Origin of the sequence: Curtobacterium sp. Leaf154 (assembly GCF_001424595.1) — a bacterium.
GTDB lineage: Bacteria > Actinomycetota > Actinomycetes > Actinomycetales > Microbacteriaceae > Curtobacterium > Curtobacterium poinsettiae.
Genome location: NZ_LMOS01000003.1, coordinates 49908 through 66122 on the forward strand (window position 1 = coordinate 49908; position 16215 = coordinate 66122).

16 protein-coding genes are annotated in these 16215 nt (G+C 73.0%); 5 read left to right on the forward strand and 11 right to left on the reverse strand.

From position 1 onward, the window contains the following. Positions 1–66: 66 nt before the first annotated feature. Complete coding sequence (locus ASF75_RS04945) at positions 67–960, reverse strand: alpha-E domain-containing protein (RefSeq protein WP_052481681.1); 894 nt, start codon at positions 958–960, stop codon at positions 67–69. Between the two features lie 131 nt (positions 961–1091). Between ASF75_RS04945 and ASF75_RS04950 the strand changes: the two genes are divergently transcribed. After that, positions 1092–1610, forward strand: a complete 519-nt coding sequence (locus ASF75_RS04950) for a MarR family winged helix-turn-helix transcriptional regulator (RefSeq protein ID WP_082509457.1) — start codon at positions 1092–1094, stop codon at positions 1608–1610. A 10-nt stretch (positions 1611–1620) separates the two neighbouring features. Continuing rightward, positions 1621–1824 carry a hypothetical protein gene (locus tag ASF75_RS04955; protein WP_017886198.1) on the forward strand — a complete coding sequence of 68 codons (204 nt, stop codon included), beginning with the start codon at positions 1621–1623 and terminating at the stop codon, positions 1822–1824. 62 nt (positions 1825–1886) lie between these two features. Here the strand turns inward: ASF75_RS04955 and ASF75_RS04960 are convergent, their stop codons facing one another. From ASF75_RS04960 to ASF75_RS04985, 6 genes are all read right to left on the reverse strand, one after another. After that, on the reverse strand, positions 1887–2735 hold the full coding sequence (locus ASF75_RS04960) for an NAD(P)-dependent oxidoreductase (RefSeq protein WP_262160445.1): 849 nt from the start codon (positions 2733–2735) through the stop codon (positions 1887–1889). Between the two features lie 61 nt (positions 2736–2796). After that, positions 2797–3456: a M23 family metallopeptidase gene (locus tag ASF75_RS04965; protein WP_056069277.1), complete on the reverse strand. Its 660-nt coding sequence runs from the start codon at positions 3454–3456 to the stop codon at positions 2797–2799. A 268-nt stretch (positions 3457–3724) separates the two neighbouring features. Further along, positions 3725–4069, reverse strand: a complete 345-nt coding sequence (locus tag ASF75_RS04970; protein WP_056069279.1) for a hypothetical protein — start codon at positions 4067–4069, stop codon at positions 3725–3727. Positions 4070–4201: 132 nt separating this feature from the next. Next, entirely contained in the window at positions 4202–4948 is a 747-nt protein-coding gene (locus ASF75_RS04975; protein ID WP_056069282.1) for a lysophospholipid acyltransferase family protein, read from the reverse strand. Between the two features lie 87 nt (positions 4949–5035). Then, positions 5036–6904 (reverse strand): DNA helicase RecQ, encoded by a 1869-nt coding sequence (gene recQ / locus ASF75_RS04980; RefSeq protein WP_056069284.1) that lies wholly within the window; start codon positions 6902–6904, stop codon positions 5036–5038. A gap of 9 nt (positions 6905–6913) precedes the next feature. Continuing rightward, positions 6914–8062 (reverse strand): CPBP family intramembrane glutamic endopeptidase, encoded by a 1149-nt coding sequence (locus tag ASF75_RS04985; RefSeq protein ID WP_156463786.1) that lies wholly within the window; start codon positions 8060–8062, stop codon positions 6914–6916. A gap of 36 nt (positions 8063–8098) precedes the next feature. Here ASF75_RS04985 and ASF75_RS04990 point away from each other — a divergent pair, with 36 nt between their 5' ends. Beyond that, positions 8099–9040: an EamA family transporter gene (locus ASF75_RS04990; protein WP_056069290.1), complete on the forward strand. Its 942-nt coding sequence runs from the start codon at positions 8099–8101 to the stop codon at positions 9038–9040. A 155-nt stretch (positions 9041–9195) separates the two neighbouring features. On the opposite strand, the gene ASF75_RS04995 is transcribed toward ASF75_RS04990, so the two are convergent. After that, on the reverse strand, positions 9196–9639 hold the full coding sequence (locus ASF75_RS04995; RefSeq protein ID WP_056069293.1) for a GNAT family acetyltransferase: 444 nt from the start codon (positions 9637–9639) through the stop codon (positions 9196–9198). Positions 9640–9827: 188 nt separating this feature from the next. Between ASF75_RS04995 and ASF75_RS05000 the strand changes: the two genes are divergently transcribed. Further along, positions 9828–10544 carry a class E sortase gene (locus ASF75_RS05000; protein ID WP_017886208.1) on the forward strand — a complete coding sequence of 239 codons (717 nt, stop codon included), beginning with the start codon at positions 9828–9830 and terminating at the stop codon, positions 10542–10544. After that, positions 10541–10717 carry a hypothetical protein gene (locus ASF75_RS17570; RefSeq protein WP_156463787.1) on the forward strand — a complete coding sequence of 59 codons (177 nt, stop codon included), beginning with the start codon at positions 10541–10543 and terminating at the stop codon, positions 10715–10717. The genes ASF75_RS05000 and ASF75_RS17570 overlap by 4 nt, the downstream gene beginning before the upstream one ends. Positions 10718–10760: 43 nt before the next feature. On the opposite strand, the gene ASF75_RS05005 is transcribed toward ASF75_RS17570, so the two are convergent. The 3 genes from ASF75_RS05005 to ASF75_RS05015 all read right to left on the reverse strand — a co-directional run bounded on the left by ASF75_RS05005 (position 10761) and on the right by ASF75_RS05015 (position 16190). Then, positions 10761–13763, reverse strand: a complete 3003-nt coding sequence (locus tag ASF75_RS05005; RefSeq protein ID WP_056069296.1) for an AAA family ATPase — start codon at positions 13761–13763, stop codon at positions 10761–10763. Further along, a complete protein-coding gene (locus ASF75_RS05010) occupies positions 13763–14926 on the reverse strand; it encodes a metallophosphoesterase family protein (protein ID WP_056069299.1) in 1164 nt (387 codons plus the stop codon). Before ASF75_RS05010 ends, ASF75_RS05005 begins: the two co-directional genes overlap by 1 nt. 61 nt (positions 14927–14987) lie before the next feature. Further along, positions 14988–16190 carry a S24/S26 family peptidase gene (locus tag ASF75_RS05015; RefSeq protein WP_056069303.1) on the reverse strand — a complete coding sequence of 401 codons (1203 nt, stop codon included), beginning with the start codon at positions 16188–16190 and terminating at the stop codon, positions 14988–14990. Between the last annotated feature and the right edge of the window lie 25 nt (positions 16191–16215).

Below are 16215 nucleotides of genomic sequence, written 5' to 3' on the forward strand. Positions count from 1 at the left end.
CGCGGTCGCGGTCGCGGTCGCGACGCACTGACCGGCCCCGTTCCGTCGCGCGCGCGCCCGGTCGGGTCAGAGCACGGGCGCGGACGACGCGAACACGCGCTCGTCGAGTGCCGCGGCGACGCGGTCGGCCGCCGCCGCCAGGCGTTCCCCGACGTCCCCCGCCACGGCGAGCGCGGACTCCTCGGGGATCGCGTCGAGCAGCGCGCGGACCTCGTCGAACGCGGCGACCTCGTCCGCGACGCAGGACGGGGCGACGTCGGCCAGGCACTCGGCCGCGCGGTGCACCGTGAAGCGCAACGACCGCGGGCTGTGCACGTCGAGGAGCAGGAAGGCTGCGGCGTCGGACGGCACCGGCGCGTGGTCACGGCCGCGCAGGAACGCTTCGCCCGCACCGCACGCCCGGAGCGCCGCCGTCCACGAGGTGACCGAGTCCGGTTCGAGCAGCCGGGACGCCAGGAGCCGTGCCGTGGAGGCGCAGCGGGTCAGTGACCGACCGAGGGTGAAGAACTCCCACACCTCATCCCGGCTGGCATCCCCCTCGACGACCCCGATGGCCAGGGCACTGCGCTCCCGCACCCAGCCCAGGAACTCGTGCGCGCGGTCGGGGGCGATCTTCCGGGGCATCCGCGACCGCGTGACGTCGAGGCAGTCCCAGAGCTCGCTCGAGACGACCTCGCGGGCACGGCGTGCGTGGTCGCGGGCGACGGCGACGGCGGCGGCGATGGACGCGGGTTCGTGCCGGTCGAGTGCCAGGGCGTCGACGGTGGCGGCGCGGTCCGGGTCGTTCGCGGGGCCCGTGGTGCCGATGATGCTGCGGAGCTCGGTGGACACGAGCCGGTCGTCGTCGAGGGTGCCTGGTTCCCGGCGGGCGACGTAGACGTCGAGCAACCGTGCGACGACGTCGGTGCGCTCCACCGCGCTCCCCACGTGGAAGACGTTCCCCGCGAGGCGGCTCAGCACGGCTGCTCCTGCATGTCGAGAACCTAACGAGCCGGCGTTGCCGGGGTGTTACGGAACCGCGTCACGGGTGTTGCAGGTGTCCCCTCTCCGCGCTCGCTAGACAATCTAACTAGAGCGTCTAGCATTGGTGCATGACGTCCGAGGTGATGACCAGCACCGCGGGGTACTGGTACGAGGACTCCGCGGTCTCCGCCGTGGACGTCCTCAACGCCCTGCGGCGGTACCGGACGGCCGAGAGCGCAGCGCAGCGCCGTGCGCGTGAAGCACTCGGGATCGGCGAGAACGCGCTGCTGGCGATCCGGTTCCTGATCGACGCCGAGCACGACGGCCGCACGGTCAACGCGAAGGACCTCGCCGAGCGGCTCGAGATCACCGCGGCGTCGACGTCAGCGCTCGTCGACCGGCTCGTCCGCAGCGGTCACGTCGAACGGCACGCCGACCCGAACGACCGCCGCGGCGTGATCCTCACCGCCACCGGCAGCTCGATGCGGCACGCGCTGCGCGTCATCGAGGAGCTCGACGCCCGCGCGCTCGAGGTCACCGAGCACCTGCCGAGCAACGAGATGGCCGTCGTCGTGGACTTCCTCGACGAGATGGTCCGCGTCGTGGACGAGCTCGACGTCACGCCCGACCACTCCCGTCGCGCGTAGCCTGGACCGCATGGACCCTCGTGGCGAGCACCACCCCGAGGACGACATGCCGTTCGCCGAGCTCGACTCGCGCGCCCGTGCCGACGCCGCACTCCGGCGGATCCAGGCCGGCTCCGATCCGGCACGCGAAGCCTTCGACCTCGCCAACACCATGAACGACGAGGCCGTGGGGCGGCTCACGAAGCGTCTGCGGCAGTTGTTCCGGCGGGGTTGATCCGGCGGGGTTGATCCTCGCCGGCTGACCGATCGGTCGTTCCACCTGCGCGCGTCTGTGCCTCAGAACGCGGTGCCGACCGCGGCGATGTCGTCACCCCCGTGCCCTGCCGCACTGGCGTCGGCGTACACGCGCCCGAGCGCCTCGAGCAGCGTCGTCGACACCCCTGCGGTCCGGGCGGCGTCGGTGATGAGTCCGATGTCCTTCCGCAGCCCGTCGAGAGCGAACTGCGCGGGGAACTCCCGAGCGATCATCGCGGCGCCCTTGGTGTGGGCGTAGGCGGAGTCGCTCGCGCTGCCCTCGATGGCCTGCAGGAAGAGCGCAGGGTCGAGGCCCAGGGCAGCCGCCAGGGCCAGGGACTGCCCGGTCGCCGCGGTGATCGAGGCGATCCAGGCGTTCGCGGCGAGCTTGAGCGCGGTGCCGTCGCCGACGTGGTCGCCAGCGCGGACGGTCTTCGCACCGATCGCGTCGAGCACGGGGTCGACACGGTCGAGCAGGTCCGCCGGGCCGGCCGCGAGCATCGTCAGCTTGCCCTGCTCGGCGGGGGCCTTCGTGCCGAGCATCATCGCCTCGACCAGGGTGATGCCGTACTTCTCCCCCAGCTGCACGACCGTCGCGGTGCCGTCGACCCCGATCGTCGAGGCCTGCACCCACACGGCGTCGGTCGGGGCCTCACCGGCGGCCTGCTCGAGGACGTCGACGACGGCATCGGTGTCGAACAGGGTGAGCAGGACGACCTCGGCGTGCTCGACGGCACTGCCCGGGTCGGTCGCCACCGTCGCGCCGTGGGCACCGAGGGGTGCGGCCTTGTCGGCGCTCCGGTTCCAGACCGTGACCTCGTGACCCTCGCGCAGCAGCGATCCCGCCACGCCGGCACCCATCGCACCCGTCCCCAACACCGTCACTCGCACGCGCGTCTCCGTCCTGGCGCGACACCGTGCCGCGACCGTCCCGACGCTACGCCCGACGCCGTCAGAGGAGCCCGCGAGCCTGCAGCCAGGCGGCGGGGTCGATGGGGATGCCGGCCACGATGACCTCGAAGTGCAGGTGGGCGCCGGTCGAGACACCCGTGTTGCCGACGGCCCCGAGGCGGTCCCCCGCGCCGAGGACCTGGCCGGGTCGGACGTCGATCGCCGACAGGTGCCCGTACCGGGTCGCCGTGCCGTCGGCGTGCTGCAGGAGGACCTGGTTGCCGTAGCCGCCGAGGGCCCCCGCGGAGACGACCCGGCCGGGCAGTGCGGCGACGACCGGGGTGCCGATGGGCGCGGCGAAGTCGACACCCTGGTGGTTCGACGAGCAGGCCGCGCAACCGGCGACCCAGCGGCGGCCGAAGCCGCCCGCGTCCGGGACCGAACCGATCGTGGGACGGACGGCACCGCCGGTGGGGTCCGGTCCACCCGGCACCCGGAGCGCCGCGGCAGCACGGCCGACCGAGAAGTCGTCGCGGTCGGCCGCCGGACCAGCGGTGCCGTCCGCGACGAAGTGCTGCGTGCCGGCCACCGCCGACGTCGCTGCCGACGGGGCCGGAGCGGCGACGACGATCTGCGGCGAGCCGACCGCCACGAACAAGCACGTGACGGCGGTCACCGCCCCGGCGGGCAGGGTCCGTCGGGCGCGGACCCGGATGGACACGAGGCTGCTAAGACGACGGGCAGGAGCAGCGGTCGGGGCGGGCTGGGTGTCCTGGGTTCTTCGGGTGTTCTGGGTTCTTCGGGTGGAAGCCGGGGTGACGGGAGGGGACACCGCCACCCCGGCGGCTCGGAGGGTGCCCCGGTGGGCACCGTGTCGTGCACGGCGCCGTGGGGACACCGTCGGTCGGGCTGCGGCGCGACGCTCGGCACCGCGGGGACGACCGGGCAGGCCGTCGTCGAGGGTCGTCATCGCGCGGGGGCCGACCCGGTCAGACGCGGACGACGCCGTCGCGGGCGATGCGGTCCAGCTCGCACACGACGGCGTCGACGACCGCACGGGTGATCGCGTCGGCGACGGTCTCGACCAGGACGAGGTGCTCAGGGCGGATCGTGACCTCGGTCACCAGGGCCGACGCCACCCGCACCGGGATCTCGTCGATCGCGGCGACGAGTGCCGCCGGGACCAGTGCGGAGTCACCCGGACGGACGGGCGCGGACATCGGCGAGGTCGGCACCGGGGTCACGACGGCGCGCGCCGGTGCCGGAGTGGTGGACGGGACGTCGGCCTGATCGCGACGCTGGGCGATGGAGTCGAAGAGCGGGGTGGAGGACATGCTGCGGACGGTCCGATCTGATCTCGTGGCTGGTCGTTCTCGGGCGACCGGCGATGGGGACGTGCCGAGCGGCACGTCCCCATTCAACCATCGATATTTCAGATGTGCAATAGTGACCGGACAGTCGAGTGCTCAGTCGGGATCGATGGCGGCCGCGGTCGGGTCGTCGGGCTGCAGCGCTCGTCGCACCCGCTCGACGATCGTCGCGGGCGGGTTGTTGTAGGCGTTCGCCGGTTCCTGGCCGCTGAGCTCCTGGATCGCCGCCATCACCGCATCGGTCGCGTGACGCCGTGCACGACCGGACGATGCCTCGCCGAAGGACGACAGGTCGATCGGTCGGCCGAACTCGATCGTCACCCGGGCGAGCTTCGGCAACCGTGACCCGACCGGCTGCACGTCCTCGGTGCCACGCAGCGCGACGGGCACCACCGGGGCACCGCTCGTCAACGCCAGCCACGCGACCCCCGTGCGGCCCTTGTAGATCCGGCCGTCGAGCGACCGCGTGCCCTCGGGGTAGATCGCGAACGCCTCGCCCTCCTGCAGCCGTGCGAGGCCGAGGTCGAGGGCCTGCTGGGCCGCTGCACCCGCACCGCGCTCCACCCCGATCGCGCCGATGCCACCGAAGAACGCCCGGGACACCGCTCCCCTGAGGCCGGTCCCCGTGAAGTACTCCTGCTTCGCCAGGAACGACACCTTGCGCGGCGCCATCAACGTGATCGCCGGCGAGTCGATGAAGGAGCGGTGGTTGCTCGCCAGGATCACCGCACCGCGCTTCGGGACGTTCCGACGACCGATGATCTTCGGGCGCCACAGCATCCGGGCGAGCGGGGTCACGACCGCACGGCTGAGCACGGTGGCAAACTTCGTCGAACCGGACACCGGACCTCCTCGTGGTGACGAGCTACCGAGTGTAATGAGGCGCACGGCAGGCACATGCCCGGAACGGCATGCAGTGGTGGAAGGGGCTCAGTCGGCCGCGGCGACGACGTCGAGGACCGCGCGCCCGTACCGTTCGAGCTTCGCCGCACCGACCCCGGAGATCTCGCCGAGCTGATCGATGTCGGCCGGACGAACGGCGGAGATGCCCCGGAGCGTCGCGTCGTTGAACACCACGTACGCGGGGACGCCCTGCTCGCGTGCCTGGGCTGCACGCCAGGCACGCAGGGCCTCGAACAGGCCGACGGCTTCCTGCGGCATGTCGGTGACGACCGTCCGTCGGCTGCTGCGGCCGGCCCGCGGAGCCTTGACCGGGTCGCGACGCATGCGCACCTGCACCTTGCCGGTCAGGACGTCGGCGCTGGTGGGGCTGAGGACGACCGTGCCGAAGCCGTCGCCCGACACCGCGGCGTAGCCCTGGGCCAGCACCTGCCGTGCGACGGCACGCCACTCGCCCTCGGACAGGTCGGCACCGATGCCGAAGGTCGCCAGCGTGTCGTGTTGGAGTTCCTGCACGCGGGGCGACCGCTTGCCGATCAGGATGTCGACGAGGTGCGAGACGCCGTACCGCTGGCGGCGCTCACGCTCGAGCCGCACCACGGTGGACAGCAGCTTCTGCGCGGGGACGGTGCCGTCCCACGACTCCGGCGGCGCGATGCACGTGTCGCAGTTGCCGCACGCCGTGCTCTCCTGCCCGAAGTACGCGAGCAGCCGCACCCGGCGGCACTCGATCGTCTCGCACAGGCTGAGCATGGCGTCGAGGTGGGCGCTGAGCTGCCGGCGGTGTGCGGCGTCGCCCTCGGACTGGTCGATCATCCGCCGCTGCTGCACGACGTCGTTCAGGCCGTACGCGAGCCACGCGGTGGCCGGCAGCCCGTCACGACCCGCACGGCCGGTCTCCTGGTAGTAGCCCTCGACCGACTTCGGCAGGTCGAGGTGCGCCACGAACCGGACGTCGGGCTTGTCGATGCCCATGCCGAACGCGATCGTCGCCACCATGACGACGCCGTCCTCGCGCAGGAACGTCGACTGGTTGCGGGCGCGTACCTGGGCGTCGAGGCCCGCGTGGTAGGGCAGGGCGTTGATCCCCTGCTCGGCCAGGGCAGTCGCGGTGCGCTCCACCGAGTTGCGGGACAGGCAGTACACGATGCCGGCGTCGCCGCTGTGCTCCGTGCGGATGAAGGTGAGCAGCTGCTGCAGCGCGCCGGTCTTCGGTTCGATGCGGTACTGGATGTTCGGCCGGTCGAAGTCGGCGACGAAGTGCGCGGCGTCGTCGAGGCCGAGCCGTGCGGAGATCTCGCGGTGGGTCTGCGGTGTCGCGGTGGCGGTCAGGGCGATGCGCGGCACCGTCGGCCACCGCTCGTGCAGGACGCTCAGCTCGAGGTAGTCCGGGCGGAAGTCGTGCCCCCACTGGGCGACGCAGTGTGCTTCGTCGATGGCGAACAGCGAGACGCGCGCCCGGTCGAGGAGCGCACGGGTGGACTCGAGCCGGAGCCGCTCGGGCGCCAGGTAGAGCATGTCGACCTCGCCCTGCACCACGGCACGCTCGACCCGGGACCGTTCGTCGGGGCCCTGCGTGGAGTTGAGGAACGCGGCCCGGACGCCGTTGGCTGCCAGGGCGTCGACCTGGTCCTGCATCAGGGCGATCAGCGGCGACACCACGACCCCGACGCCGTCGCGGACGAGCGATGGCACCTGGTAGCAGAGGGACTTGCCACCACCGGTCGGCATGAGCACGAGGGCGTCGCCACCGGTCACCACCTGGTCGATGATGGCGGCCTGCTCGCCGCGGAAGTCGTCGTAGCCCCACACGCGGTGCAGCACGTCGAGCGCGGCGGCACGGGGTGCGGAACCGGCAGCGGGAGCAGGCACGGCAGCGGGCGCGGGCGTGGTGCTCATGCCACGAGCCTACGGGCGACCGGCGACAGCCACCGCACTGTCCACAGCACCGTCCGTGCCGGACTCGCCACGGTGGTCGGTACCGGCCACGTCGTCGGCGCGGGCCGGCGTGGTCGCCCAGCCCGTGCCTCCAGGCCGGGTCCAGCGGACGCCGCCCGCCCAGGCCGGGGTCACACCGCGGAACCGGGGCGCCTCGTGCCCGGCGAACCGGCGGTCCAGCCCCCGCCACCACGCCAGGAACTCGACCATGCCCCAGAACGCGAGCGACGTGACGAGCGTGGTGAGCGTGCCCTGCCAGGTGCCGTTCGCGTCGGACGAGGTCAGGTCGATCCCCGACCAGCCCGGCGCCTGCAGCACGAAGATCATGATGTTGTTGAACGCGTGCTGCAGGACCGTGGCCTCGAGCCCGCCGGTCCGGAGGACGATGATCGCCGCGATCAGGCCGAACGAGCCGACGTCGAGGATGCCCCAGACGTTGTAGCCGTTCGGGATGTGCAGCACCGCGAAGACGACCGTCGAGACCGCCACGGCGATGATCGTGCCGACGCGACGCGGGATCCACGACGCGACCGTCTGCATGAGGAAGCCGCGGAAGATGTACTCCTCGGCGGCGCCCTGGAACGGGACGAGCAGGACGACGAGGACGATCGTCAGGGTGAGGGTGCCGAGGGAGACCGTCGACTGGCCGATCGCGTCGTGGTTCCAGGCGAAGCCGCCGTCGGTCGTGATCATCCCGCCGTCCCAGAACAGGCCGGTCTGGACGACGAACATGACCGCGGCGATGACGAGCGTCGGCAGCAGGCACCATGCCGTCCAGGCCCACCGGACCCGGAACCGGGTCGACGACAGGATGCCGGCCGGTCCGATCCGCGCGATCTTCACCGCGAGCAGGATGCCCGGCAGCAGGACCACGAGCGAGACGAGCGACAGGGACAGGATCAGCGGGTCGGTTGGGTCGAGCGCACCACCGGCCAGGTCGTCCTGCAGGTCGATCAGGGCCTGCGGCCCCTGCGTCGCGCCGATCGGGACGAAGTACGCGACCGCGATGACGATCTGCGACACGACGTACCACCCCACCAGGAACGCGAGGGCGACGAGTGGCCGCCACCACCTCCACCGTCCGTCGATCCGGGGCAGGCGCTGGTAGGGAACACTCACGTCCCGCAGGCTACCGGGCCAGGCAGGATGGGAGCCGTGCTCACTGTCCTGTTCGGCCTGTCCGGCGCGGTCGTCTACGGGTTCGCCGACTTCCTGGGCGGACTCGCCTCGCGCCGGGTCCGCCCGGTCGTCGTCACGGCGGTGGCCGCCGCGATCGGGATCCTCCCGCTGCTCGTCGGGCTGGTGGTCGTCGGAGGCGTGTTCTCGTGGCCGGCCGTGGCCTGGGGTGCGGTCGCGGGGCTCTCCGGCGGCGTCGGCGTGCTCCTGCTGTACGCGGCACTCGCGATCGGGCCGATGAGCGTGCTCTCCCCCGTCACCGCCGTCTTCGCGGCCGTCGTGCCGGTGCTCGTCGCGGTGCTGCGCGGCACGGTGCTGTCGCCCGTGGCCACCGGCGCGCTCGTGGTCGCGGTCGTCGCGGTGGTCCTGGTCGCGGTGGTGCGGGACGCCTCGGGCGCGCGGCTGACCGCCCGGGGCGTGGTCGCCGCCGCCGTCGCCGGGTGCGGCTTCGGCGGGATCGTGCTGGCCTACGACATGACGCCGTCCGACTCGGGCGTCGCACCCCTCGTGGTCGCGCGGGTGCTGCAGGCGGTGCTGCTGGGTGCGGCGGCGCTCGTCGTCGTGCTCCGGACGGTCGTCGTGCCGCCGCCGGGAGGCCCGGTGCCCGCTCCGACGTCGGCCCGCCCCGACGGGGCTGCCGCGGCCCCCGGGCGTCGGCCGGGTCGCGCATGGGGTCCACGGCTGCTCGTCACCGTGGCCGCCTGCGGCGTCTTCGACGCGATGGCGAACGTGTTCATCCAAGCCGGGCTGCACAGCAGCGACGACCCGGCGACCCTGCCCGTCGTGAGCGTGCTGAACGCGCTCTACCCGATCGGCACGGTGGTGCTGGCCGGAGTGGTGCTGCGGGAGCGGTTGACCGCGCAGCAGTGGATCGGCATCGTGCTGGCGTTCGTCGCGTCGGTGGCGCTGGCGCTGGCGTAGCGCGCGGGTCGCGGCGGGGCCGGGCGGGCCGGGCACGGTGCCGAGTCGTTCGAACCGTGCGAGGTTGACCGCCCGGTGCGGACTTGCAGCACCGCACCGAGCCGCCAACGCCGCACCGGATGCGCGAACCCGCACGGTGCGACGGGCAGGAACGGTCAGACGTCGGGGATCAGGCGCTTGCCGAGCGAGACCGTGCGGTCGTCCGTGTAGCCGAGGGACGCGTAGAACCCGAGCACCTGCTCGTTGCCGGCACGCACCTGCAGGTTCAGCTTCGGGCAGCCGAGGTCGGTCAGGAGCCGCTCGAACTCGGCCATCAGGGTGCGACCGAGGCCGGAGCCCTGCAGGTCCGGGCGCACGGCGAGGTAGTTCACCCAGCCGCGGTGCCCGTCGAAGCCCGCCATGCCCGCAGCGACGACGCTGGCGTCGGTGCGGGGCTCGGGCTCGGGCTCGGCGACCAGGAAGAGTTCGGGCTGGACGGTCAGCTTGCGGGCGATGTCGCGGCGTGGGTCGTTCCAGGGTCGGACGAGCCCGCACGATTCCCACAGGGCGACGACCGCGTCGGTGTCCTCGGTGCGGAAGGGGCGGATCCGGTACTCCATGGGCCCCACGTTAACGGGGGTGGGGAGAAGGTCGTCACCGACCTGTCGCCGTGATCTGATAGACCTGTCCGACCACCCAGCCGATCAGGAGCCCCGTGACCGCAAACGACACCCTCCCGACGCGCCGCAGCGCACGGGACGACGCAGCCGGTTCGCGGTCCCGGCGATCCCCCCGCAGACGGCAGACGGTGGGCGGCGCGATCGTGTCGCTCATCGCCGAGTTGCTCATCATCGCGGGCGCCGGAACCGGCCTGTACGTCGTGTGGACGGCCTGGTGGACCGACGTGGTCGCCGTGAACGAGCAGACGAAGCTCGTGCAGGGCCTCGACCAGGTCAAGACCCCCAAGGTCGAGGGCACCGAGCACCGCGGCACCGCTCCCGTGCTCGCCGAACCCCCGGCGTTGTCGGACGTGTTCGGGACGATGCAGATCCCCCGGTTCGGCAAGGACTACAACCGGCCGATCGGCGAGGGCACCGATCGTGAGAAGGTCCTCAACACCATCGGACTCGGGCACTACCAGGACACCGCGATGCCCGGCGCTCCCGGCAACTTCGCCGTCGCCGGACACCGTGTCACCTACGGCAAGCCCCTGAACCAGATCGCGGAGCTCAAGAAGGGCGACTCGGTCGTGGTCCGGGTCACCGACGCGAAGAAGAAGTTCGACGTCTGGTACGTCTACAAGGTCACCGACAGCCAGATCGTCACGCCCGACAAGATCGAGACGATCGCGCCGGTGCCGAACAAGCCGGGTGTGGAACCGACCGCCCAGGACCGCTGGCTCACGCTGACCGCCTGCCACCCGATGTGGTCCGCGGCCGAACGGTTCGTGACGCACGCGAAGCTCGACTACTGGATGCCCGCTTCCGAGGGCACCCCGAAGGAACTCTCGGAGACCGTCAAGTGATCTTCCCCCTGGTCTGGCGGCTGCTGCCCGGCCCCACCGCCCTGAAGGTGCTCGAGCTGCTCGTGCTCCTCGTCGCCATCGTCTTCGTGCTGTTCCAGTGGGTGTTCCCCTGGATCGCGGCCGACATCCTGCCGCCGCCGGACGGCACGGTGGAGTCGACGCCGACCCCGTAGACCGCGTCGGACCAGACGGGACCCGGGCCGGGGCCGCGATCTGTCAGACGGTGGTCGTCACCCTCGACCCACCGGTCGGGGTGCGTCGCACGGCGATCCGCTCGGGGATCCGCTGCTTGAGCTCCTCGACGTGGCTGACGATCCCGACCTGTCGCCCGCCAGCGGTCAACCGGGACAACTGCCCGATGACGTCGTCGAGGGTCTCCGGGTCGAGCGTGCCGAACCCCTCGTCGACGAACAGGGTGCCGAGCGAGACCCCGCCGGCCTCGGCCTGCACGACGTCGGCGAGCCCGAGCGCCAGGCACAGTGACACGGTGAACGTCTCGCCGCCGGACAGGCTGCGGGGGTCACGGACGGTGTCGGTCGTGTGGTCGTGCACGGCGAGGGCGAGCCCCGTCCGTCGCGCGCGGGACCCGGACTCCCGCTCGTCGGAGGTCTCGAGCGTGAAGCGTCCGGCGAGCATGCCGCGCAACCGGTCGTTCGCCGCGGCCACGACGTCCTCGAAGCGACGCATGAGCACGTAGGTGCCGAGCGTGATGCCGGTCGGGTTCACCGATGCCACACCGTTGGCGACGTCGGCGAGCCGGACGACCGCGCGGCTGCGGGCCGAGGTCTCCTGTCGTGCCCGGACGGTCCGGTCGACCTCGGACGCACACTGCTCGACGGCCTCGGCACGGTGGGCCGCGGTGACCGCGAGCCGGGTGGCCTCGTCGAGGTCGGCCGTGACCTGGATCCGCTCGGCCTGCGCCGCCTGCAGGTCGAGGTGCTCCGGGTCGTCGTCGGCGGCCGCGACCACCGCGGGGTCCTCGAGCCCCGCACGGACGACGGCGCGTTCGGCGTCGGCGGCACTGATGCTGCTGCGGAAGCGTGCCACGGTGTCGGGGTCGAGCCGGCCCGCTCGTGCTGCAGCGACGTCGGGGAACTCCTGCTCGTCCAGGACCCGGGCGACCTCGGTGTTCCGCTCGTCACGGGCACGGGCGGCAGCCGCTGCGCGGTCGTCGGCATCGGCGAGGGCGCGGAGCACCGTCAGCCGAGCGTCGAGCTCGTCGACGACGACGCGGAGCGAGCCCGACGAGCCAGCGCTGTCACCGTCACCGTCACCGTCGAGCAGTGCACCGAGCCGCTCGATCGCTTCCTGCACCGCTCGCAGGTCGGCCTCGAGCCGCTCGGCGTCCGAGGCCGTGGTCGATGCGAGCACGGTGCGCCGAGCGTCGAGGTCGTTCCGCTCACGCTCGAGCGCCCGGGTCGCGGAGTCGTGCGCCGTCCGCTCGTGCTCGTGCTCGAGCACGAGTGCCGCTGCGTCGTGCGCCGCACGGACCCGCTCGTCGGCGGCGACCGACATGGCGTCGAGGGCGACGGTGTCGACGGCGCCGACCACCTCGGTCAGCCGCAGGTGCTCCGCGCGCTCGACCGCCAGCTCGGCTGCGGCGTCGGCGAGCTGCTGGTCGGCCAGCCGTGTGGCGTCGCCCGCGGACTCCACGGCGCCGATGGTCGGGTGGTCGTCCTGCGGCGCGGCCACCGACGGGTGCGCGGTCGATCCGCAGACCGGACACGGGTCATCGGGGGTGAGTGCGGCGCCGAGCTCACCGGCGAGCCCCGCGATCCGGCGCTCGCGCAGGGTGCGTTCGGCGTCGAGCGCATCGGTCGCGCGGCGTCGGGCACCGGCCACGACCCGCTCGGCCTGGGCCACGCGGTGCTCGGCGCGGTCGCGGGCGGCCAGGTCGGCGCGGAGCGACTGCACACGAGCGACCTCGTGCGCCGCGGCGTCCGCGTCGGCAGCGGTCGTCGACGCGGACCGGGCGGCCTCGACGATCCGTGCGCGTTCCGCCGGCCGGGCTTCGAGCGCGGTGTCGAGGGCGGCGAGGTCGTCGGTGAGCCGTGATGCGGTCGCGGTGGCATCGGCGATCGCGGTGCGCCGGGCGTCCGCCTCGGCCTCGACCGCGACGAGGTGCCGGACGCCGGACAGCGCGTCGGTCAGGGTGTCGCGGCGCCGGACGATCTGCTCCGCGTCGACGGTGTCGAGCGCGTGCTCGTCACGCAGACGGGAGGCTGCCGCTTCGGTGTCGTCGGCACGCGCGATCGCGGCGTCGAGACCGTCGGCCACCGCCGCGACCCGGGCGGCGCGCTCCGCCGTCGCCACCGCGGTCCGTGCGCGTTGGATCGCGGGAGCGTCGTCGTCCAGGAGCGTCTGTCGCCGCAGCAGTGCCGATCGGCGCTCGAGGGCGGCCGCACGCGCCGTCACCGACCGTTCGTGCTCGGTCGCCACCGTCGCGGCCGCAGCGGCAGCCGTCCGTGCTGCCCCGGCTGCGTCGGCCGTGGCGCGAAGGGACACAACCGTGCCGGGGACGACAGTCTCGTCGGCGTCGTCGAGACCGGCCGCCTGGGCGAACCGGGCCAGGGCGTCGCGGACACGGTCGTCGGCCCCGTCGACCTCGGCCTGCACGGCCCGGCGGCGGGCGGCGAGTTCGTCGGCGGTGCGGTCGTAGACCTGGGTGCCGAACAGTGACTGCAGGAGCTTCCGGCGGTCTTCCCCCGGGGATCGGAGGAACCGGGCGAACTCGCCCTGCGGCAGCACCACGGTCTGCAGGAACTGCGCGCGGTCGAGCCCGACGATCCGGGCGATCTCGACCGCGGCTTCGGGGATGCGGGACGACATCGGTTCACCGACGACGTCGTCCGGCGCTGCGAGCCGGAACAGCTGCACGGACGCCTGCTGCTTCACCGTGCCGGTCCCCCGCTGCTTCGGGCGGTCGTACTGCGGCGTGCGTCGCACCCGGTAGGTGCCGGCGCCGGTCTCGAACACGAGCTCGACGAACGGCTCGACCGCGGGGTCGGCGTGCTGGCTGTGCAGCCGGTCGGAGCTGGCGTCGGACCCGGCGAGGCCGCCGTACAGGGCGAACACGACCGCGTCGATGATCGTCGACTTGCCGGAGCCGGTCGGCCCTTCGAGCAGGAACACACCGGAGGCGGCGAGCGCCGCGAAGTCGATGGTCACGAGGTCGGGGTACGGGCCGATGGCGCGGAGTTCGAGTCGGTGCAGGTACATCAGCGGTCCCCCTCGCGCTGCAGGGCGAGCGCCGCGGCCTCGTACGCCTCGGTCAGCACGGCCCGTTCGTCGTCGTCGGGTGCCCCGCCGGTGGCGAAGGCCACGAAGTCGCCGGCGACCTCGACCGGGTCGGACGTCGCGGTCACGGCCCGTGCGGCGGTGGCGGCCGGTCGGTCCGCCGGTTCGTGGGCGACCGCCAGGGCGTGCGGGAAGTGGTCCTTCACCCGGGCGTACATGCGCTCGGGGTGCACGGTGTCGGTCACCGCGACGCGGACCCAGGCGTCGGCGTCGGCCCGGAAGGCCCCGGACTCGATGGCGTCGATGCTGCCCCGGACGTCGACCAGTCGCCGCGGGACCGGTGTCGGGACGAGTTCGACGGTGACGGCACCGGCCCCGTCGAGCTCGGCGATGGTCACGGACTTCCGCTGGTGCCGCTCGCCGAACGAGAACGCCAGCGGCGACCCGGCGTACCGGATCCGGCCGTCGTCGCCGACGCGCTGCGGGCCGTGCAGGTGCCCGAGGGCGACGTAGTCGAAGCCGTCGAACACGGACGCGGCCACGCGGTCGACCCCGCCGACGCGGATGTCCTGCTCGCTGTCGCTCGGGTCGGCACCCCCGACGAACGCGTGGGCGACGACCACGCTGCGGGTACCGGCACGGGTCGCGAGGTCGGTGCGGATCCGTTCGGTGGCGGCGTGGACGACGGCGTGGTGCGAGCGGGCGAGGGGTTCGTCGGGGACCGCGGCCAGGGCGTACCGGGTGAGGTCGGGGTGCAGGTACGGGATGCCGTACACGGCCACCGGGCCGTCGTCGTCGGCCACGAGCACGGGGTCGGCCACGTGCGCGGGCTCGGTGAGGATGCGGACGCGCTGCCCCATCACCCCGGCGCCGAAGCCGAGCCGAGCAGCGGAGTCGTGGTTGCCCGGGGTGAGCACCACCGTGGTGATCTCGGCGAGCCGCTCGAGCACGCGCGAGAGCATGCGGACGGCGTCGACGGGCGGGATCGCACGGTCGTAGACGTCACCGGCGATGACGACGAGGTCGACGGCGCGCTCGCGGGCGAGGTCGACGAGCCAGTCGGTGAACGCGGCCTGGTGCTCGAGCAGGTCCGCACCCAGCAGTGTGCGGCCGAGGTGCCAGTCGCCGGTGTGCAGGATGCGCATGCGGCCACGGTAACGCCGTCCGGGGACATCCAGGGGCACCCCGCGGTGCCCTGTGGACGGCTCAGGTGGTCACACAGCTCGCGGATGCCATGCCCAGGACCGCGACGACCTTCACCTTGACGGTCGGCGTGCTCGTCGCCGTCCAGTTGTTGCCGAGGTTCGTGCGGAGGTTGAGCGTGTACGTCGTGCCGAGATTCAGGATTCCGGCGCCCCCGTAGACCATCGAACGGGCCCCGGCGAGCGTCGTGCTGGCCACCTGCGTCGTGCCGTTCATCAGGTCGAACGACACCGGCACGGTCGCACCGTTGTCGTAGGTCCAGGCGATCGTCACCGTGTTCGACCCGGCCGGCACGCAGGTCAGGGTGGGGACACCGGTCGCCGTGCCCGCCGTGAAGTTCGCGGTCGGTGCGACGGTGGTCCGCGACCACGGGGCCGCGTCCGCCGTCCCGGGCAGCAGCACGCCGGCCGCCGCGGCGAGCACGAGCACCGCTGCGCCCCCGCCGAGGCGGCGCAGCCGCCGCCTGCGACGGACCCGTCGACGCAGGGCGCGACGGGTGAGGACGGTGGACGCGGCGGACGGGAGGCCCGTGGCGGCGCCGTCGGGCGCCTCCAGGCCGCCGTCGGTGCCGTCTGCCGGCCCGGTCGCGCCGTCCGGACCGGCCGCGTCGTCGGGGCCGTCGGCCGCGTCGTCGGCGTCGGCGTCGTCTGCGTCGACGAGCCGCCGGAGCGACCCGTCGATGGTGCAGAGCGCGAGCACCGCGGTCAGGCCGAGTGCGAGCATCGCGACCAGGCCCCACTCGCCGGCACTGATCCACCGGATCGGTGCGCCGATGAACGGGATGCGCAGGAAGGCGATGCCGTGCACCGCGGAGCGCTCGATCGGCGTCGAGTCCTGCTGCGGGTTGGCGTCACCCTTCGTGACCATGGTGCCGCGGGAGCCGTCCTGCACGTACCGGTGCATGCGCATGTGGTTCGCCTGGTCCGGGTCGTCGGCGAGCAGGACCTTGCCCATGGCGATCTCGCCCGAGCCGACCGGCCGTGAGACGACCACGTCACCGGGGACGATCCGCGGCTCCATCGAGCCGGTCATCACGGTGGTGGGCTGCCAGCCGATGAGCGCCGGCGCAGCCGCCCAGAGCGCGAGGCCGAGCAGCGTCGCGACGACGCCGCGGGCAAGGGAGGCGACGACGACGCGCCCCCACTCGACGGCGTCACGGACCGCTGCGTGCGGTGCGGGACCACCGTGCACTGCGATGCTGCTCATGACTGCCTTCGACCGGGGGCGCGTT

Coding starts and splice junctions, on each gene's coding strand:
- ASF75_RS05010 (WP_056069299.1), bottom strand. CDS start 14,926: ATGCGCATCCTGCACACCGGCGACTGGCACCTCGGCCGCACACTGCTG.
- ASF75_RS05005 (WP_056069296.1), bottom strand. CDS start 13,763: ATGTACCTGCACCGACTCGAACTCCGCGCCATCGGCCCGTACCCCGAC.
- ASF75_RS04950 (WP_082509457.1), top strand. CDS start 1,092: ATGACGTCCGAGGTGATGACCAGCACCGCGGGGTACTGGTACGAGGAC.
- ASF75_RS05015 (WP_056069303.1), bottom strand. CDS start 16,190: ATGAGCAGCATCGCAGTGCACGGTGGTCCCGCACCGCACGCAGCGGTC.
- ASF75_RS04955 (WP_017886198.1), top strand. CDS start 1,621: ATGGACCCTCGTGGCGAGCACCACCCCGAGGACGACATGCCGTTCGCC.
- recQ (WP_056069284.1), bottom strand. CDS start 6,904: ATGAGCACCACGCCCGCGCCCGCTGCCGTGCCTGCTCCCGCTGCCGGT.
- ASF75_RS04995 (WP_056069293.1), bottom strand. CDS start 9,639: ATGGAGTACCGGATCCGCCCCTTCCGCACCGAGGACACCGACGCGGTC.
- ASF75_RS04970 (WP_056069279.1), bottom strand. CDS start 4,069: ATGTCCTCCACCCCGCTCTTCGACTCCATCGCCCAGCGTCGCGATCAG.